The following is an 18,556-nucleotide window of genomic DNA, read 5'->3' on the forward strand; positions in this document are numbered from 1 at the left end:
ATCTGCACTTGGGATTTGACTAAACAAGTGCAGCCCGGTCGGTGAGGCGGATCATCCAACATCGGAATGTGGACGTGACAGGCAGCTCCCTCCAGGCTGAATCTCACTCGCGTGCAGGGCCTTCTGAACGTTGCCTGCTGTCGCATCAGCGGAGGAAAGGCGGCGAGGGCTCAGTGTGAAGACATGTCTGAAAACGCCGTTTCTCCACTTTTTCCGATCTTAAGGTAGGGGAACTTTTGCCTGGGATGACGGCTCAGTGGCCTCATTCTTTCCGGCGGCCATTTGGGACTGCAGTCCTCGACGCGCCCGCTCGACGTACGGTTGGGCCCATTCCTTTTGACCGTAGAGTGTAATCACCGCCTCGCGGATGTTTCGTGCCAGTTCGGGCTGAATCTTTTCGATGCGGTCAGCCTCGTGCAGTCGCCACTCCAGGAAATCCCGCTGATTGCTGATGGCAGGCTCGAGTTCACGTTTCAGGCGTTCCAGGCGGCGCCGGACCAACTCCAGGCATTCTTCGGTGTGCCCCACAGGCCGGCGTGGGCTGTTCCCTGCGAGGTTGCGTTGATCGGGTCGTTCGCTGGAGCGATCGGAAGCCGTTTGATGACCATACAGGGCGAGAATGGCCTCCAGTTTTTCCATGGCAATGGTCGGATCAATTTGCAGATAGCGGAGCGCTTCCAGGTAATCCTGTTCGATGGGAATGGCGGTCCGTGCCGCGGCCCGTTGTCGGGCCTGCAGTTCGAATTTTCTTTCCATCCGCAGCAGGTCGATCTCCTGTTGATAATCGCGGATTTGCGCTGCCCGGGAATCGTCGGAATACCGCGACAGGAAGGCCTCGATATCCGCGGCGGCTGCGAGGAGGGCATCGGTGTCGGAGCCATCGCCGACACGGCGTGTGATGCGGCGATAGAGTTGGTCCGCGGAGGGTGGCTGAAGCAGGTACCAGATTGTGCCGGCCAGCAAAACGAGAGCTCCGAGCAACACAGCCGTCTGAAGGGAAAAAATCGGTTGTCGCGCACTGGGCGGTGGTTCGATGCGATCGAGGTCCTCCGGTCGAACCTGGACAAAGCGACCGGAGGTGGCCGCCCCGGCGGTGGCTTCGGTGTTCTCCGTTTTCGGGGAGGTAGCCGGCGGAGGCTCCGCCGCGGTTTTCGCGGCTATGTCCGGCGGTTCCCGCACCGCGGTGGCCTCCACGGTGGGTTGCCACTGGGAAGGGGTGCCGATCAGGTGCTCCCGATCCGGTGAGCCAAGGATCTCGTCTGGTTCGGCGGCACGGGTGGGAGCAAGCTGGGACGAATCCACACCGGAAGATGCGCCCGCTTCGTTGACTGGTGCGTCAGAGGCCTTTTGGGCGGGGAGCGTCACCGTGGGCGTCATCGAGGAGATCCCGGGCTTCTCCTCCGGGGTGCCGATACCGAAATCCACCGGCTGGGACTGGGGCAGGACGAGAGTGTTGGAAGGTGCGGGAGACGTGACGCCTTCGCGACCAAGGGCGTGGAGCATCGCCTGAAGTCGTCTCGCGGCTAACGAGGCATTCGTGATCCGCTTGTCGGGATCGCGTTGCAAAAGCTCCTGGATGATGCGGTCCAGCTCTTCGGGACAGTCCGGGACATACACCCGAACCGGATCCGGCCGCGAGGTCCGATGAAGTTGGAGAATCTGTGCAAATGATGTCACCTTGAATGGTGGCCGACCGACTAACAGGGCATAAAGGACGGCTCCCAAACTGTAGAGGTCCGCTTTGGGACCAATCGGCTGCGCTTCTGCCTGCTCGGGCGCCATGTACTCGATCGTTCCCAGTACACTGCCCACTCCTGTGTGACTGGGGGCTCCAAACAGTCGCGCGATCCCGAAATCGGAAAGCTTGATGGTTCCGTCCTCGGCACGGAGCAGATTGGCCGGTTTTAAATCCCGATGGATGATGCCCCGATCGTGGGCGTGCTTGAGCGCATGGCACACCTGGATGCCGATGTGAGCGACTTCGCGCCAGGTGAATTTGCGACCGGCCTTGAGTTCCTGATCCAGACTCGGACCGCGGACAAGCTCCATCACGTAAAAAAGAACCCCGTTTTCCTCTCCAAATCCCAGCAACCGCACGATGTTGGGATGGTTGAGCTTTCGGAGGGTTTCGATTTCCAATTCGAATCGGGCGCGGAAGTCGGGTTCCTCGAGGAGGGTCTCGGAAAGGGTTTTGATAGCCGCCGACTCGCCGGTTTCGACGTGCACCCCCTCATAAACCGCACCCATGCCCCCACGCCCAAGTCGCCTGATGATGCGATAAGGTCCCAACTGTTGGGGGTCCATTGCTGATCACTTTCCGTGGCAGGCTTGGAGCCACCTCGACCAGGGTGTCGCGAATAATGCCAACGATCGTGTGTCAATTTTTAGTGTACCAGGACCGCGCAAAAAGGCCAGCAATCAGCGTCAACCCAAAGGGCATCGAAGACAGTTGAAGAATCGTCGTTCACGAATCACGGGTCATGTCAATGCGGTCGCGGAGTGACCCGTCCACATTAAGAATCTATGAGAGAGATTGAATGCTCCATGTGTGGTAGGGGCAATTCATGAATTGCCCCTACGATTAACCGGGAGCTGATCCAACCAAAGAGAGCCTATCCGGTGAAACGGATTATTCAGAGTCGCAATGGGATCGTGACAACCGATTTCTTCAGTCTGAAACTTGATCTCGCATCCAGGTCTTATCAAGGTTCCCGTGCCTTTCGAGCGGCAGGGAAGAACTCTTAGATCGCAGATGGATCAACGCACCATGCGAAGCCCCCAACTGCTCACCATCCGCGCGAAGGTTCTTTCTGTTACGCCGACACATGGCGCGGAAGAAGCAAAATCCGAAATGCTGTAGGTGCTGGGGTCCCCTTGCGGCTACTCTCAGAGACTGAAAAACCCCGGGATGGCTACCTCCCGGGGTTTCATGGGGTAAATGGTGGACGCTGGGGTCCATGGACCTGCCAGACCGATGATTAGTTCTCCAAAACTTTGATCTTGATGTTGCGGAACCAGATGGGGGCGTCGCCATGCTTTCCCTGCAGGCCGATATGACCGGTAAGGGAAAGCTCAGCGACCGGTCGGCTCAGCCAGGGTGGAATCTCGCTGCCGTCGGGATTGGTCTTTGCGGAGGTCCATTTTCGCATATCCATCTGGGTGACGAGCTCGCCGTTGAGCACGACGTACACCATCGGGCCACGGCACGTGATGGTCATCCGGTTCCACTCGCCCGGCTTTTTGACCATTGACTTGGTCGGGGCCAAGTGCCCGAAGATGGCACCGCAGTGCCACGTTTTCGGCATTTTGGCCCATTTTTCGGCGAAGTCGTCGCAGATCTGGATTTCGATGGAATTGGGGATCCAGTTCTTGATATCGCTGCACCGCACGACAACCCCGCTGTTGGTGCCTTCCGCATTTTTAAATTCCAAATCGAGCACAAAGTTGGTATACTGGTCTTTGGTCCAAATACACTGATCTTCCGTGGCCGTGAGAACGCCATCCTGCCAGGACCAGACGCCTGCGGGAAAGATGGCATTGGAGAGGTCAGGGGTGAACAGATCCGCCCACTGGCTCGAGTCGGGATGTCCCTTGGGAGGCTCAGCGTTATCCTCGGCGGATACGTTTTTCAGCGACCACAACGTGAGGGCAGCGGCGAGCATTGCCCAGATACACAGTTTCGCAAGACGCAACATGGGGAAACCTCCGCACAGCAAAAAGCGTCAAAGTGAAAGATCCAACCATCCGGATCCTTCGTAACGACATTGGCGCTATCCTACAGCGAAAGACGGCCGGGAACAAGGGAAGCAGAATAAGCCAGTGAGATGGTCTTGAAGAATGATGCTTTCGTGTAACATGCGGCAAACTGGCAAGTGAAGTTCGGCAGAGGGCGTGTTGACGGCGTAAAACTCTTGGCAAAATAGCTCATCCGACAAAAAATAGTTATAAAGAGGGTCGAACAACTATAACGGTGTCGAGGGACGGGCCGGGCTACCGAGGAGGTACCATACCGTGGAGCATATTCTGGACTATTCCTGGCGACAGTTGAGGGATTGGTTCATCAGCAAGGGACAGCCGGGTTATCGCGTCGCCCAGGTTCTTCGCTGGGTTTATGATTCGCCCAAGGTTCCCTTCGACGAGATGACCGATGTCCCCAAAGTGGTGCGGAAGGACCTGCGGAAGGCCTTCAAAGTCTTCACAATGCAGGTCGTTTCGCATCGAAAAGCTTCCGATGGCACGGAGAAGCTTCTTCTGCGGACCCACGATGGCGAATATGTTGAGTGCGTCCTACTCCGCGATGATAAAGGCAATCGTACTGTGTGCATAAGCACGCAGGTTGGCTGCGGAATGGGATGCGTCTTTTGTGCCAGCGGTCTGGATGGTGTCGTCCGCAACCTCACCAGCGGGGAAATCCTTGAACAGATCCTCCATCTCAAGTGCCTGCTCGAGCCCGAGGAACGGCTCAGCCATATCGTCGTGATGGGGATGGGAGAGCCGCTGGCCAATCTGGGGCGATTGCTGGGGGCCCTGTATCGCGCCACCCACAAAGACGGCCTGGGCATCAGCGCCAGGCATGTCACCATTTCCACCGTGGGATTACCACACGCTATTCGTCGGCTGGCTGAGCTCGACCTCCAGTATCACCTGGCGGTGTCCCTGCACGCTCCAAACGATGAGTTGCGGAACAAGCTGGTGCCGGCCAACCGACGGATCGGTATTCAGGCGATCCTGTCCGCGGCCGACGAATACTTTGCCAAGACCGGCCGTCGTGTGACTTACGAGTACGTCCTCTTGAGGGAGATCAACGATCGGCCGCAACACGCCCAGGAACTCGCACAACTCCTGAAGGGCAGAAACGCCCTTGTCAATCTCATCCCTTACAACCCCATCCAGGGATTGCCCTACGAGCCGCCGGAGCGACGGGATGTTGCCCGGTTTGTGGATGTCCTCACTCGGGCGGGTATCCAGGTCACGGTCCGCTATCGAAAAGGGGCCGAGATTGAGGCGGCCTGCGGTCAGCTTCGGCGCCTCCATCCGGAAATTGCAAGCAAGTCCAAGAAAAAAAAGAAAAAGAAAAGCAAAGCTGCGGATGAAAATGCTGTCCAGACTGGGGAAACGGTCTCCGTGGTGAGCGGCGAGGGGGGCAACGGAAAGCCGGAAGCGGCGTTAACCGACTCGGTGGTGATGTCTGGCGATCCGACCGTGGTCGTCACCGATGTCGAAATCATGAATTTTGAAGAGATCGCGGAGCCGGAAACAAGCGAATCCAAACGGGATTCAGAATAAAAACCCCTGTTCTGGCTGAGGAGTACGCAACCCTGTCAGGCCCAGGTGCTCATACGCCTTGGGGGTGATCTTTCTGCCCCGCGGCGTTCGAATCAACAGCTCGCAACGCAGAAGAAAGGGTTCGACCTCGTCCACAAGGGTATCGGGTGACAGGTTAAGGGTGTGGGCGACGGCTTCCACGCCCACAGGGCCGCCGTTGAACACTCTCGCTATCGTCTCCAGGTATTTGCGGTCCTGGGGATCCAACCCGAGGGAATCAACTCCCTGCATCTCCAGGGCGTCCTCGGCAACGCTTCGTGTGATTCGGCCCCGGGCCTTGCTGGTGGCATAGTCCCTCACCCAGCGAAGGCGGTTGTTGGCGATCCGCGGTGTTCCGCGGCTGCGGCGTGCGATCTCTTCCGCCGCGTCATCTTCGATGGGCACATTCAGCTTGCGGGCGTTGCGGCGAACGATCTCGGCAAGCTCTTCGACGGTGTAAAAATCCAAGTGTTCCCGCATGTGAAAGCGGTCCCGAAGCGGGGCGGAAAGCAAACCGGAACGCGTGGTGGCACCGATCAGCGTGAATGGTTTGAGTCGAATGTTGAGCGTGCGAGCATTCACGCCTTCTCCCAGCGTGATGTCAATCCGGAAATCCTCCATGGCGGGATAAAGGAATTCCTCCACCGCTTTCTGCATCCGGTGGATTTCGTCGATGAAGAGAACCGAGCGTTCCTCCGCATTGGTGAGGTAAGGGATCAGGTCCTTGGGAGCTTTCAACGTGGCCCCGCTGGCGATTTGGACGCTGACCCCGAGGTGTCGGGGAATACACAGCGCAAAGGTAGTTTTGCCCAGTCCCGGTGGTCCGTCAAAAAGGATGTGCCCGAGCGGCTCATTGCGTTTAAGCGCCGCGTCGATGGCGATCTTGAGGCGTTCATAGACAGCGCGCTGGCCGACCATCTCCTCCATTCGCTGGGGACGGAGAAGGCGATCCTCATCGTCGCGGATCTTTGTCGGTCTAAGGACCGGTTCGCGTGCCATTCTCGGGGACTGCCGAAAAAGGGGTGATATATTCCAACCGTATTTCCCAGCCTGCCCAATTGATCGCAATATACCAGAGAATGTCACCGGGCGCAAAGATCAACCAAAAGTTGCCCATTTTTTGGAAAATGATGGGGCTCAAGTCGGGACGGTTATCACTGCAAAACCGCGGAGAGAAGGGCGACGATTCCCAGAATAACGGCGCCGACGATCAGGCAAGCCAGTGCGATCTTCCAGGGCGACAGCGGCAACTGGCCGAAAGGACAGCCGCTCTGACCGTTGATCACAAACCGGTACACTCGGCCTCTGTATCGATAAGCCAGAATCCACACGGGCAAGAGGACCGGCTCTCCCGCGAGTTTGCTAACCTTCACGTTGACGTGCACATTTCGGGCAGTTCCCGGGATGTAGCGCCGGATGCTTTCGGCGGTCTCCAGCTCCTCGATCATGCGCTGGGCAAGCGGGCGGGCGTATTTACGGGGGACACGAAATTGCTCCACTGTGACGTTTTCCAGGTCTACTGCGTTCGCCGGGACTGCGCGAGAGAAGTCATAGCCGCCCAGCCCGCGGGTTTCTTCATACGTTAGCACACTGCTGGCGGGGATGAGGATCGACTCATAGGAGTTGCGCAGTTCCCCGAAGAGCGGCCGCCAGTTCCCCCGGGCCGTGAGCGGTACCTGGTTGGTGTCCGCCGTCCAGTACGTGTGGGTTTCGGCAGAAAAGCACCAGAAAGGCACAAAGACCGGCACAATCTGGGTGATGGCGGCCTCCTGGGCAAGATCAGTTGGCAGAAAAAATCCGGATTTCATTTGCACCCGGAGGATCTGCAAGGCCTTTTCGCGATTGATGGCGAACGGAACGACCTTCGACGGCAGGACCGTTTGCCCGTCCGGCTGAGGCCGTAACTCCACGGAGCCACAAAACGGACACCGCAGAGCACGGGCCGAGGCATCGTAGCTCATGGCGGCTCCACAGCCGGCGCACGTGAAGCGATTCTTGAAGACGAGCGCCTGCGTCCTCGGCGCCCCCTGCTCCCCGGTAGAGACGGGCGCCTCTCGCCCACAGTTGGGGCAAAACAGGTCTTCCTCATCGAGGACACTGGCACATACGGGACAGCGCTTTGCGAGCATGGCGGAGAAAATTTCCGGAGCAACCTGATAAATCGTGTGATCGCTGCAATGTGTATCATACTGCATGAGCGTCGGGCGCCGTAACCTGCTTTGACGCAAGGACGAGCCACATCAGGTCCGACTGACGCGCTTTTCCACCGCGTGGACGTTGCGCACTGCGATGTCGAAGGTAAGGCTCATTCCTGGAAAACCCGTTCAAAACATCGTGCGTGACCGAAGTCCGCGGATGTCGGTAAGGGCAATTGATGAATTGCCCGGAGTTCGATTTCGTGCGGTTTATGAAGCCCTAGCACAACAATGAAGCAAGGCAAAAGTTCTCAACTCTCATAGAAGCAACTCATGAAGCGTCCCGTTCGCCTGATTCAGGCTGGTCCGATTCGCCCCTTGTCAACGAGCCTGCCAAGCGTGTTCTTTCCGGCAACCATTTTTCTGTGCTTGACCGGCAGTTAGAATAAACCAGGGTCCAGCATTGATGCCGAACTGCGTCGTGTAGCTTGGTGGCGGGCGACGCGACAGCGTAAAAATGTTGTCCGGCCCATTTTCCATGGGTGACGTGGTACGCTAAGGTGATTTAACCGCTTATGACAAGGTTGACGCGCGATCAGGTGGTGAATCAGTCGTTTCTGGAAATGCGATCCTACCTGTTGGAGATTGCGGCCACACTGGATCGGTATGATCGGGCCGAGACTCGCAACGGTGAGCAGGAGGATGTTCGCTGGACGAAGATTCGGCAGGCTCTCGACATACTGGCCAAGAAACGTGAGCAACCGGATCGCACAGAGGCGCTTCTTATGCTGTTCTCGGACCTCACACCGCTGGAGAAATAGGTACCAGATGTGGTTTTCGGGGAGTGGAATCAATGGCCCAATGGTCGAGACTTTGGTCCCAGAACTGGTCGCAGCATCTTTGGAAGCGAGCGATCCAGGCGGGCGGTCATGTGGGAAAATGATCCGGGGGCGTGACAGCGTTGGTCGGCAAGTTTTGTAAGGGTGTGCAAATTATGCTGATTATCCAACCGCATTACCATGCCATTGCGAGAACCACCCAGGATTACGAGCGGATGGCTGCGGCGGGGGTGGTGGCCGTGGCCGAACCGGCCTTTTGGGCGGGATTTGATCGTCGCTATCCCGAGACGTTTTTGGATTATTTCCGGCAAATCAGTGAGTTTGAACCCACCCGGGCAGCACAGTATGGCATTCGACACTTCTGCTGGGTGGCCGTGAATCCAAAGGAAGCCGAAAACCTGGAACTCAGCCGCGCCGTGCTTGCGCAGATGCCGGAGTTCTTCCGCAAGCCAACGGTGCTTGGGGTAGGTGAGACGGGCTTGCACAAATCCACCAAAAACGAGTGTGAAGTTTTTGAGGCGCAAATCGAACTGGCCCTCCGATACGATCAGTTGCTCCTGGTCCACACGCCTCACCTGGAAGACAAATACTATGGCACAAAAAGAATTCTGGAGATTTTGAGGGGCTTTTCCATTGATCCCGGTCGGGTCTGGATTGACCACGTGGAAGAGCACACGATCAAGATGGTGAAAGAGGCGGGCTACTGGGTGGGGTTCACGCTTTACCCGATCACCAAGTGCTCTCCCAAGCGAGCTGTGGATATGCTCGAGCGTTACGGTTGGGAACGAACGCTCATCAACTCCTCCGCGGACTGGGGGCCGAGCGATCCCGCCACACTCCACGAGTGCATCTTCGAGTTTCGCCGTCGCGGCTATGGCCTGGAAGAAGCACTTGAGGTGTTCTACAACAACCCGGTGCGGTACCTCTCCCAGAATCCCAAATTCGATTTGCCGCTCGTAAAAATGGAAATGCTCGCTCCCACCGGAGCGGTCTCCATGGCGTGACCGTCGTCGCCGCTTGTACCGAGCAATCTCCTCAGCGTGCCCAACGGGTGCGTGAGGCGCATTGATTGAGAGCGGGCGGAAGCATCAGAGGGCGGAGCGCATCAAAGTCCGCCCGTGGCCGGATGAATTAACACCGTCTCGCGTTGCGCCGGGCCGCGACGTGAACAGCCCCTGGATCACGGAGTTTTCGTTGTCGCAGCTCCCGACGGTGAAGCAGGAGCTGGTGGCTTAGGCTCAGCCGGTCCGAGAAGTTCCTCCAGCCTCTTGCCCAACTCTTCTCCGCGGACATCCATCGCGAGGACCGTTCCGTCTTTTCCAACCAGCATGGTGGTCGGCACGGCGACGATGCCGTAATACCGGGCGGGATCGGCGGGGCCCTTGGCGTTGGGGTCCTGAACATGAATGATGGTCCAGGGGATTTTTTCGCTTTCGATGTATTTGTCGAGGGCGGAGCGGTCATCGTCGATGCTCACCCCCACCACGTCGAAGCCCTTGTCGTGATAGCGTTCGTAATTCGCTTTAATGTTCGGCATTTCCGCTCGACAGGGACCACACCACGTGGCGAAGAAATCCACCAGCACAATTTTGCCCCGGTACTGGGCCCAGTTAAAATCTTTGCCGTCTGTCGTTTTACCCGCCAGTTCCATTTTCTTGCCGGGAAGCTCCAGTCGCCGACCAACGCCCTGAAGCTGCTCGCCGGCCTCGGCAATGGCGGGATTACCGTTTTTTGCCAGCAGTTCACCAAACTTCCGACAATACTCACCAGCCGGGACGTCGAGTTCGGCATACTCCAGCTGAGAAAGGATCTGCATCAGCACAGCGATGTCGGCTTCGTCGGGGCTGGCTTTCTGGGTGAGCGAGTTGAGCATCTCGTCGAGATACTTTTTGAGTTCACCGACAAGAGCGGCCTTCTCTTCCCCGGAATGCATCTGGAGCCTGACGGCCAGAACTCCGCCCCGCGCCCTCGTCGCCAACTCTTTGAAACCGAGCTGTTCAATTTTTTCGGGGATCTTCATGACGTCGGCCAAAAGTTCGGGACCGCCAAGTCGGGGCCCCATCAAGGCCCATTGGGCGGCCGCCTGCACATCCTCGGGCTTGACAGGCGGTTTGCTCTCGAGAACGCGGTTGGCCAGAGAGACAAGTTGCTTGCCCATCTCGGGGACCAGTTTTCGGGCGTCGGGATCCTGCATCCGCAAAAGTTGCAGGACGGCCTGGAATTTCCAGTGAAGGGCCGTGTCGATCGTGGGAACGTCGGTACCGGCCTGCGAGATGATTTTCTCAGCCGCGGTGATGATGGCCCGGGCCTGTTTCTGCCGAAACGCCATCAGCCCCTGCGTGTCCGGGGGACCCAGTTCCTTGCTCAGTTTCTCGATAAACTGGAACAGTTGCTCAGGCGTGCCTTCGGGGACGGTGATGTCCTGGGAAGCCTGCGGCGGGGAACTTTCGGTGGCAGGGGCTGCTGGACCGGACGAAGTGCCCGATTCCGCCCACACAGCGAAGGTTCCTATTCTCGCCAGAATTCCCGCCGCCAGGGAACATCCCACCAGCACACTCATTTTCAACCATTTGCACTTGCACATACCGGCCAGCCTTTCCACCGAATCGCACCATACCATGAACTGAACACGGAGCTAAACACACTCCCGCTTGACCCGGGCGACCAGATTCTGCCCAGGCTCCTATAACCGTATGAAGTTTTGGGACGAAAAGCAAGCAAGAGAGGCGCAAAGACGCCTGAACGCAGACGCAACGCGATCGTTTGCCAGGCCTCGGCGAGCGAGCCTCAATGGGCAATTCCGCCGCCGTTTTCCCAGTGAACAGGGACGGCGTGCAGGGCGGTGAGATGATGGAAGCGGCAGATCTTGTCCCAGGCCTCTTCGGCTGTCTCAGCAAACTCGAAAAGATTGAGGTCTTCGTCGTCAATTACGCCTTCATCGGCGAGAAATTGAAAATCGATCACACGTTCCCAGTACTCCCGCCCAAAGATGATGATGGGAATGGGTTGCATCCTGCCGGTCTGTCGAAGTGTGAGGGCGTCCGTCAGCTCATCCAGGGTTCCGAAACCGCCTGGGAATACGACGAGGGCCTTGGCTCGCAGAAGGAAATGGAATTTCCGCAGCGCAAAATAACGGAATTGGAAACAAAGCTCGGGCGTGATGTAGGGATTCGGGATTTGCTCGAGTGGCAGCCGGATATTGAGACCGATTGATTTCGCCCCCGCCTCGTAAGCCCCCCGATTGGCGGCCTCCATGATGCCGGGACCTCCCCCGGTGCAGATTACGTAGTCGCACTGTCCATCCTGTTTGCAGGATTGGGATACGAGATAGGCGAACTGTCGGGCAAGCTCGTAGTACCGACTCTTGGCAAGAAGCCGCTGCGCCCGGGAAACCGCCCGCTTGAGCTTGGGGTTTTCCGGATCGGCTCGGAGGGCCGCCTCGGCTTCTTCCAGCAATCGGCGGGCTTCCGGCTCATCGACGATCCGCGTGCTTCCAAAAACCACGACCGTCGAATTGATTTTCGCCCGCTCAAAGGCCAGCTCGGGCTTCAGCAACTCCAGCTCCATCCGGGTGGGGCGGAGCTTCGGGTCGGCAAGAAAGTCCAAATCCTGGTACGCCACCCGATAGCTGGGAGACTTCAGGATCCGTTCAATAGCGGCCTGCCGTTCCTGGGGGTCCATGTCGTGCCTCAGTCGTCAAGCGGGAAAATTGAGATGGTTTTGCGTATCTCCTGATACCCTCCCGACTCTTGCAGATTACCCAGAAGCTCGAATTTCTCCAAGGTCAATCCGTCCTGATCGCGGCCTATCTGAAAATGGGACACGCGGACTATTCCGATTGTTCGGAAAGCCCGATCCGGCGGACGCCTCATTTCTATACCAGGAAGAGAAGCCCCCAGTTGGCGATGCCCCAGAGAGCCAGAACGGCCCCGCGGTTCCGGTGCAAACGTTTCACGCCCGAAAAAGTATTTTTGCCGCTTGCTCGGAATTTTCCCAGGGACATTCCGCCCTGTAAAAGGAGGGCCAGAGTTCCCAGAATAATCCCCACCGGTGCCGGCCAGAGAAGGGCCCCAACCCCTGTCGCGGCAGTCCAATCCCAAGAATCCACCTCGACGCGCTTTGCACGATTGAGCCGCTGGAGGGCGTGGCGATTCAGCATGTCCGCCCCCCATCCGAGAGCCGTGCCCACGATCAAATCGACCCAAAATGCTACGCCGAGCGGACTTTCACTCAGGAGGGGAAGATCTCGCTCGGCACGCCAAAACGACATCAGCCCATACGCCAGAACCGTCATGCCGATGCAGGGCCCCCACACCGCAGTCGGAGCCGGTTCACCGTCCCAGTGGATGGCCGCAACCACAAAAACGGTCAGCAAGAACCCCGCAAAACAGGCCACCTGCAGGAGCATGGTTGTGGCGGCACGATCCATCCCGGCCATTGCCGCCAACCACTTGCTCCATTCGCCCGCACTGACCATCCACGCCGTGGAGCCCACAATCGCGCTGGAAATGGCTTCCACGAGCGGATAGCGCACTGAAATGGGAGCACTACAATCGCGGCATCGGCCCCGTAAAATCAGCCAACTGAGGACGGGGAGATTGTCAAACCAGCGGATGGAATGCCCGCAATAAGGGCAGTGTGAGCCTGGCCAGACCAGACTTTCGCCTCGCGGCAGCCGGTGGATGACGACGTTGAGAAAGCTTCCCACCACGGCGCCCAATACGAACCACCAAACTTGAATGACGGTATCGAGTGCGTTCAAGGTGGAGCCTCAAACCGGAGGGGACGGGACCAAAATCTCGCACGACTTACTTTGATCATAGGACACATGGCCGCGGCGTGATATAATGGCGGCGGCTGGTAATCGTTGATTGCTCGGAGGCTTAACTCCGCTTTGCCGGGCTTCTTGGGCAAGGGAGATACGACAAGGCGGCCTGAAGTGAAATGGCCGAATGCACCGCAAAACGAGGAGACCGCGTTATGAATTCCGATCGCACGCACTTGAGTCGTCGCGCGTTCATTCAGGAGAGCATTCTTGCTTCGCTGGCAGCGGGAGTACTTCCAGCGATGCCCCTTCGCGGAAGTGAGACTACGGCTCCTCAACCAGCAGCCAACCCGGGACCGAACGGAAAACTTCAGGTGGCGGTTTTAGGGGTGCGCGGTCGGGGGCAGGACCACGCCGCCGCGTACGCCTCGCGCTCTGACTGTCACGTTCTCTACCTCTGTGATGCCGATCGGGATGTGGGGCAGGCGTACCTCGAGCGGTTTGCCAGCCGATTTGGATATCGCCCGAAATTTGTCCAGGACCTCCGCGAGGTGATGGCCGATCCTGCCGTGGACATCGTTTCCATCGCCACGCCCAACCACTGGCACGCGCTGGCCTCAATTTGGGCAATTCAGGCGGGGAAGCATGTCTATGTGGAGAAACCCGTGAGCCACAATATCAGTGAGGGACGCCGCATCGTTCAGGCTGCCCGAAAATATCAGAAGCTTTGCCAGGGGGGAACCCAGCGGCGCTCCGAGGGACGCTACCGGGCGGCGGCCGAAGCCATCAAAGCCGGAAAAATCGGTAAAGTGACCCTCATCCGATGCGTCATGTACCGGCCGCGGAGTCCCATTGGGCCACCGGGTGATTACCCCATTCCGCCGGGGGTGGACTACAACCTCTGGGCCGGCCCGGCACCGATGGCCAAGGTCACACGCAAGTCTTTCCATTACGACTGGCACTGGTTCTGGGATTACGGCAATGGCGAAATCGGCAATAACTGCATCCATTGTGTGGACACGGCCCGGATTCTCGTGCCGTTCCGCACTCTTGGGCGGTGGGTTGTTAGTTACGGCGGGCGACTCGGCTTCCACGACGCTGGGGAAACCCCCAACACTCAGGTGGCGATCCACGACCTGGGGGATGGCGTGACGCTTGTCCAGGAAGTTCGCAATCACAAAACGGACAAGCCGTTTCTCAATGGCGCGGTGCTCATCGCGGGAGAGGAAGGATACATCGCGTGTGACCTGGGCGCCAACGTGGTCCTCTACGATCGAGCGGGAAATCCCAAGGAGAAACTTCCAAGTTCCGGCGGAGATCACTTCGCCAATTTTGTGGAGGCAGTCAAAGCTGGCCGTCAGGACATGCTCAACGCGGATGTCGAGGAGACGCATATTTCCACGGCTCTCACGCATCTGGCCAACATTTCGTATCTGCTCGGGCATCAGGCCGGTCATGACGAACTCGTCGCTGCGCTGAAGCCGCTCCAGGTCAACGAGGACTGCCTGGCCACTCTGAATGCCATTGAGGCCCATTTGAAAGAAAACGGCATCGACTTGCAAAAGGAACCGCTCACTTTGGGACCTCGGCTCGCGATTGATGCCGAGCACGAGAAGTTCATCGACAACCCGGATGCCGATCGGCTTCTCACGCGCGAGTACCGCGAGCCGTTCGTGGTGCCTCCGCCTGAAAAGCTGTGAACGGCAAATCTCCGTCCCAGCAATGCAATTGGCTCGCCCGAACAGCGGCTGCGAGTCGTCTTTGGCGGCCGATGAGCGAAATTTCTGACGGGTAGCGAAAAGCTGACCTTTTCCTAACCGTCGGTGCCGGCGTCACCGCCGCCACCACGTCTCGTGGCCACGGCTCCGCTTTGCCGACTCATTCGCATTTTTTACTGCGGACGGGGACCTTCATAGGTGTGCGTGTGGGAGCGAGATTCAATCCCGATGGCCTGCTGGTCAGCTCCGCTTTTGGAGCGACGTGCTTGTCACGTCCACGTTCCAACGTTTGGATCATTCAATTGACCCACCGTATTCCAACTTGGTTGAGTTGCTGGTTAAGCGGTAGGGGCAATTCATGAATTGTCGCTATGGCACGTTGTACTCGCGGCGTGTAGTAGGTTCTTGCAAAAGTGGGGATGGGTCAGCTCCGTTTTGAACGCCGCGTTAGTTGTGTCCGTGGCATTATGGCATCATGGCTAAAGCCAACGGTCGCACTTGTCTTGACGACAGCAATCTCGTAATTTAACGCCAATATCCTGGAGGACTCATCGGAGAACAGAAGTATGATGACGAAGCATGATCCGGCCTATTTCAATGAGCGGCGAGAGAAACTACGGCGCCGCATGAAACGCGAGCAACTGGTGGGCTTTCTGGTCAGCAAGCCCGAGAATGTCACCTATCTAACCGGCTTTAGCGGTGAGGACAGCTACCTGCTGGTCACGCTGGACCACGCCATTCTGATCAGCGACTCTCGATTCACGGAACAGATTCGCGAGGAGTGCCCGGGGCTGGAAGCCTATATCCGGCCGGGGGGCGTATCCCTTGTCCAGGCAGCCGCGCGACTGATCAAGAAAACCAAACTCAGCACAGTCGGAGTGGAGGCCGGCTCTCTTTCGGTGGCGTCGTTTGGCAAACTGCAGGATGCGGTTAACCGTGTGGAATTCGCTAAGACGGAAAACTGGATCGAAGAGCACCGGGCGATTAAGGACAAGGAAGAACTGCAAAGAATTCGCACGGCAGTGACGATTGCCCAACGGGCTTTCCAAGCCGTGAGGGCGACCCTTCGTCCCGATCAGTCGGAGAAGGAGGTGGCCGACTTGCTCGACCATCAGATGCGCTTGCTGGGGGCACGAAGGTCGGCGTTCCCCACGATTGTGGGGGTTGGTCCTCGGGCAGCGCTGCCGCATGTGATACCGACCTCAAAGAAAATTGGTGAAGATGTATTTGTTTTGGTAGATTGGGGGGCTGATGAAGGATGGTACAAGAGCGACTTGACCCGCGTCATCCCAACTGGTAGAATCGCCCCAAAGTTCGCGAAAGTCTATACCACCGTTCTCAAGGCCCAAAAAGCGGCGATTGATGCGATCCGGCCGGGGGTCACGGCGGAGGACGTGGATCGCGCCGCTCGGCAGGTCATTGAGGAAGCGGGGCTCGGCCGCCTCTTTGGGCACGGTCTGGGACACGGGGTGGGGCTCGAAATCCACGAACTCCCACGCCTGGGGCCCAAGGTGCAGACCGTTCTACGGCCGGGGATGGTGGTAACCGTCGAGCCGGGTATCTACATCCCAAACTGGGGTGGGGTCCGGCTCGAGGACGACGTTCTGGTCACCCGGGATGGACACGAGGTCCTTACCAGCCTTCCCAAAGAGTTGGACGAGGTGAGTACACTCTGACGACGCCTGACAGGTCTCTGAGGATAATCGAGGAAAGTTCACTTCCAGCTATAGAATGACTCGCCTATGGGTTCAAACGCTCCCGACGCTCAAAAGCAAGAACCGCCCCAGCCGGATGTGTTTGATGTGGCCCGTGTTCGGGAACTCATTGAGTTGATGCGGGCACACGACCTCAGCGAGATTGACCTGAGGTCCGGGGAGAAGCGAATTCGCCTCCGCCGCGGGCCGGAAGTCGTGCCCACTCCAGCGGGTGCCCCGATACCGATGTGGATGCCCTCGCTGCCTCCTGGAGTTGCCCCATCGGTCGCGGCACCGGCGGCACAGCCCCCGGCTCCTTCGGAGCCGCCGGTTCGGGAGACTGAGACGCCGCCTCCTCCCAAGGAAGAAAACATCGCCTACATCCGCAGTCCGATGGTGGGAACCTTTTATTCGGCCCCGGACCCCGATTCTCCCCCCTATGTGAAGGTGGGCGACCACGTCAATCCGGAAACCATTGTGGGTATTGTGGAGGCCATGAAGGTCTTCAACGAGTTGCCGGCAGAAATTTCTGGAAAAATTGTGGCCGTTCTGGTCGAAAATGGCGAGCCGGTGGAGTACGGGCAGCCCCTGTTCAAGGTGGATACGCAGGGCTGAGGGAGGGGCTCGCTAACCGCGTCGCTCGGCGTTCTCGGGAAGAAGTCTGCCACCGCCTCACACGCTCAATCGCTTATGTTCAAACGGATTCTGATTGCCAATCGAGGAGAAATCGCCCTTCGGGTGCTACGAGCCTGTCGCGAGATGGGCATCGAAACGGTAGCCGTCTTCAGCGAAGCGGATCGCGGGTCGGCTTATCTGGAGCTTGCGAACGAGGCGTACTGCATCGGACCGGCCAAGGCTTCTGAAAGTTATCTCCGTTACGATCGCGTGATCAGCGCCGCCGAGATCGGGAATGCTCAGGCGATTCATCCCGGGTACGGGTTTCTCTCCGAGAATGCTCACTTTGCGGAAGTCTGCCGTAGTTGCCAGATTGAGTTTATCGGTCCTCCGCACGAGGCGATGGCACTGTTAGGGGATAAAAACGCGGCGCGGGCCCTGGCCAAGAAGGTCGGGGTGCCGGTGGTACCGGGAAGCGAGGGCACAGTAGAGACGGAGGCAGAGGCCCTCCGGGTTGCCCGGGAGATCGGTTATCCGGTCCTCATCAAGGCGGCGGCCGGAGGCGGTGGCAAGGGAATGCGCATTGCCGTCAACGAACATTCTCTCAAGTCCGCTCTCCAGCAAGCGCAGCAGGAGGCTGAAGCCGCCTTTGGGAATGGTGCCGTTTATCTGGAAAAATACATCGAGCATCCCCGGCATGTGGAGGTCCAGGCCATCGGGGATCACTACGGCAATGTCGTCCATCTCTGGGAGCGGGACTGCACGATCCAACGCCGTCATCAAAAGTTGATTGAGGAAAGTCCCGCCCCCAATCTGCCTCGCGAAGTCCGCCAGGCGATTTGTGAGTCGGCTGTGAAACTCCTGAAAGCCGCGAATTATTACAACGCGGGGACTGTCGAGTTCCTGGTGGATCGGCAATTCAACTTCTATTTCATCGAGGTCAATGCCCGGATTCAGGTGGAACATCCCGTCACGGAGATGGTGACCGGGCTGGATCTCATCAAGCTCCAGATCAAGGTGGCAGCGGGAGAGCCGTTGCCATTCAAACAGGAAGACGTGGAGCACCGCGGGGTGGCCATCGAATGCCGGATCAACGCGGAAGATCCCGAGCGGGGATTTCGGCCGTCGCCGGGTCGAATCGAACGGATTTTTGTACCAGGAGGCCCCGGGGTTCGGTTCGATTCCCACGTGTATCCTGGATATGTGGTGTCGCCGCATTATGATTCAATGATTGGCAAGCTGATTGTGCACCGGCCCACAAGGGCCGAGGCGATCGCGGCGATGAAAAGCGCCCTGGAGGAGTTGCGGATCGAAGGGATCAAAACAACGGTTGAGCTGAGCAAGGCGATCCTCTCTCACCCGACGTTTGTCGACGCGCGGGCGGACACCACCTTCGTGGAGCGAACATTTCTCCCCAGCCAGCAGCAGGAGGAGAAAAAGTAACGCCACGTGCGGCGACAGGGGGACAGAAAAACCGGACATCGCG

Annotated in this window: 14 protein-coding genes; 7 read left to right on the plus strand and 7 right to left on the minus strand. The window is 58.3% G+C overall.

Going from position 1 to position 18,556, the window contains the following annotated elements; genetic code table 11:
* Nucleotides 1-219: 219 nt before the first annotated feature.
* Together THTE_RS03755 and THTE_RS03760 are read right to left on the minus strand one after the other, a co-directional pair.
* Nucleotides 220-2,304 (minus strand): serine/threonine protein kinase, encoded by a 2,085-nt coding sequence (locus tag THTE_RS03755; protein ID WP_095414175.1) that lies wholly within the window; start codon nucleotides 2,302-2,304, stop codon nucleotides 220-222.
* A gap of 674 nt (nucleotides 2,305-2,978) precedes the next feature.
* A complete protein-coding gene (locus THTE_RS03760; RefSeq protein WP_207651774.1) occupies nucleotides 2,979-3,695 on the minus strand; it encodes a 3-keto-disaccharide hydrolase in 717 nt (238 codons plus the stop codon).
* 316 nt (nucleotides 3,696-4,011) lie between these two features.
* Here THTE_RS03760 and rlmN point away from each other — a divergent pair, with 316 nt between their 5' ends.
* Nucleotides 4,012-5,286, plus strand: coding sequence for a dual-specificity RNA methyltransferase RlmN (gene rlmN / locus THTE_RS03765; RefSeq protein ID WP_095414176.1), 1,275 nt, complete (start codon nucleotides 4,012-4,014; stop codon nucleotides 5,284-5,286).
* On the opposite strand, the gene ruvB is transcribed toward rlmN, so the two are convergent.
* Entirely contained in the window at nucleotides 5,278-6,303 is a 1,026-nt protein-coding gene (gene ruvB / locus THTE_RS03770) for a Holliday junction branch migration DNA helicase RuvB (RefSeq protein ID WP_095414177.1), read from the minus strand. The genes rlmN and ruvB overlap by 9 nt on opposite strands.
* Nucleotides 6,304-6,458: 155 nt before the next feature.
* Nucleotides 6,459-7,499: a hypothetical protein gene (locus THTE_RS03775; RefSeq protein WP_095414178.1), complete on the minus strand. Its 1,041-nt coding sequence runs from the start codon at nucleotides 7,497-7,499 to the stop codon at nucleotides 6,459-6,461.
* 515 nt (nucleotides 7,500-8,014) lie between these two features.
* On the opposite strand from THTE_RS03775, the gene THTE_RS03780 reads away from it, so the two are divergent.
* Together THTE_RS03780 and THTE_RS03785 are read left to right on the plus strand one after the other, a co-directional pair.
* Nucleotides 8,015-8,260: a hypothetical protein gene (locus THTE_RS03780; RefSeq protein ID WP_095414179.1), complete on the plus strand. Its 246-nt coding sequence runs from the start codon at nucleotides 8,015-8,017 to the stop codon at nucleotides 8,258-8,260.
* Between the two features lie 173 nt (nucleotides 8,261-8,433).
* Nucleotides 8,434-9,282: a TatD family hydrolase gene (locus THTE_RS03785; RefSeq protein WP_207651775.1), complete on the plus strand. Its 849-nt coding sequence runs from the start codon at nucleotides 8,434-8,436 to the stop codon at nucleotides 9,280-9,282.
* A gap of 176 nt (nucleotides 9,283-9,458) precedes the next feature.
* Here the strand turns inward: THTE_RS03785 and THTE_RS03790 are convergent, their stop codons facing one another.
* The 3 genes from THTE_RS03790 to THTE_RS18510 all read right to left on the minus strand — a co-directional run bounded on the left by THTE_RS03790 (nucleotide 9,459) and on the right by THTE_RS18510 (nucleotide 13,040).
* Nucleotides 9,459-10,862 (minus strand): peroxiredoxin family protein, encoded by a 1,404-nt coding sequence (locus tag THTE_RS03790; protein WP_157731696.1) that lies wholly within the window; start codon nucleotides 10,860-10,862, stop codon nucleotides 9,459-9,461.
* 203 nt (nucleotides 10,863-11,065) lie between these two features.
* A complete protein-coding gene (locus tag THTE_RS03795) occupies nucleotides 11,066-11,959 on the minus strand; it encodes an LOG family protein (protein WP_095414181.1) in 894 nt (297 codons plus the stop codon).
* Between the two features lie 193 nt (nucleotides 11,960-12,152).
* Nucleotides 12,153-13,040, minus strand: coding sequence for a prepilin peptidase (locus tag THTE_RS18510; protein WP_168175783.1), 888 nt, complete (start codon nucleotides 13,038-13,040; stop codon nucleotides 12,153-12,155).
* 218 nt (nucleotides 13,041-13,258) lie between these two features.
* Between THTE_RS18510 and THTE_RS03810 the strand changes: the two genes are divergently transcribed.
* The 4 genes from THTE_RS03810 (at nucleotide 13,259) to accC (ending at nucleotide 18,513) form a co-directional block, all read left to right on the plus strand.
* Nucleotides 13,259-14,743: a Gfo/Idh/MocA family protein gene (locus THTE_RS03810; RefSeq protein WP_157731698.1), complete on the plus strand. Its 1,485-nt coding sequence runs from the start codon at nucleotides 13,259-13,261 to the stop codon at nucleotides 14,741-14,743.
* Between the two features lie 584 nt (nucleotides 14,744-15,327).
* Nucleotides 15,328-16,437, plus strand: coding sequence for a M24 family metallopeptidase (locus THTE_RS03815; protein WP_237260196.1), 1,110 nt, complete (start codon nucleotides 15,328-15,330; stop codon nucleotides 16,435-16,437).
* A gap of 66 nt (nucleotides 16,438-16,503) precedes the next feature.
* Nucleotides 16,504-17,070: an acetyl-CoA carboxylase biotin carboxyl carrier protein gene (gene accB, locus THTE_RS03820; RefSeq protein ID WP_095414184.1), complete on the plus strand. Its 567-nt coding sequence runs from the start codon at nucleotides 16,504-16,506 to the stop codon at nucleotides 17,068-17,070.
* A gap of 75 nt (nucleotides 17,071-17,145) precedes the next feature.
* The gene (accC, locus tag THTE_RS03825) at nucleotides 17,146-18,513 is read left to right on the plus strand and encodes an acetyl-CoA carboxylase biotin carboxylase subunit (RefSeq protein ID WP_095414185.1); all 1,368 of its coding nucleotides are present in this window, start codon (nucleotides 17,146-17,148) and stop codon (nucleotides 18,511-18,513) included.
* The last annotated feature ends 43 nt before the right edge of the window (nucleotides 18,514-18,556 follow it).

It is taken from the genome of Thermogutta terrifontis (assembly GCF_002277955.1).
In the GTDB taxonomy this organism is placed as follows: Bacteria; Planctomycetota; Planctomycetia; order Pirellulales; family Thermoguttaceae; genus Thermogutta; species Thermogutta terrifontis.

Bases quoted from the DNA above. Each gene is read 5' to 3' on its own strand.
- THTE_RS03755 (WP_095414175.1), bottom strand. From the start codon at position 2,304: ATGGACCCCCAACAGTTGGGACCTTATCGCATCATCAGGCGACTTGGG.
- THTE_RS03760 (WP_207651774.1), bottom strand. From the start codon at position 3,695: ATGTTGCGTCTTGCGAAACTGTGTATCTGGGCAATGCTCGCCGCTGCC.
- ruvB (WP_095414177.1), bottom strand. From the start codon at position 6,303: ATGGCACGCGAACCGGTCCTTAGACCGACAAAGATCCGCGACGATGAG.
- THTE_RS03775 (WP_095414178.1), bottom strand. From the start codon at position 7,499: ATGCAGTATGATACACATTGCAGCGATCACACGATTTATCAGGTTGCT.
- THTE_RS03780 (WP_095414179.1), top strand. From the start codon at position 8,015: ATGACAAGGTTGACGCGCGATCAGGTGGTGAATCAGTCGTTTCTGGAA.
- THTE_RS03785 (WP_207651775.1), top strand. From the start codon at position 8,434: ATGCTGATTATCCAACCGCATTACCATGCCATTGCGAGAACCACCCAG.
- THTE_RS03790 (WP_157731696.1), bottom strand. From the start codon at position 10,862: ATGTGCAAGTGCAAATGGTTGAAAATGAGTGTGCTGGTGGGATGTTCC.
- THTE_RS03795 (WP_095414181.1), bottom strand. From the start codon at position 11,959: ATGGACCCCCAGGAACGGCAGGCCGCTATTGAACGGATCCTGAAGTCT.
- THTE_RS03810 (WP_157731698.1), top strand. From the start codon at position 13,259: ATGAATTCCGATCGCACGCACTTGAGTCGTCGCGCGTTCATTCAGGAG.
- THTE_RS03815 (WP_237260196.1), top strand. From the start codon at position 15,328: ATGATGACGAAGCATGATCCGGCCTATTTCAATGAGCGGCGAGAGAAA.
- accB (WP_095414184.1), top strand. From the start codon at position 16,504: ATGGGTTCAAACGCTCCCGACGCTCAAAAGCAAGAACCGCCCCAGCCG.
- accC (WP_095414185.1), top strand. From the start codon at position 17,146: ATGTTCAAACGGATTCTGATTGCCAATCGAGGAGAAATCGCCCTTCGG.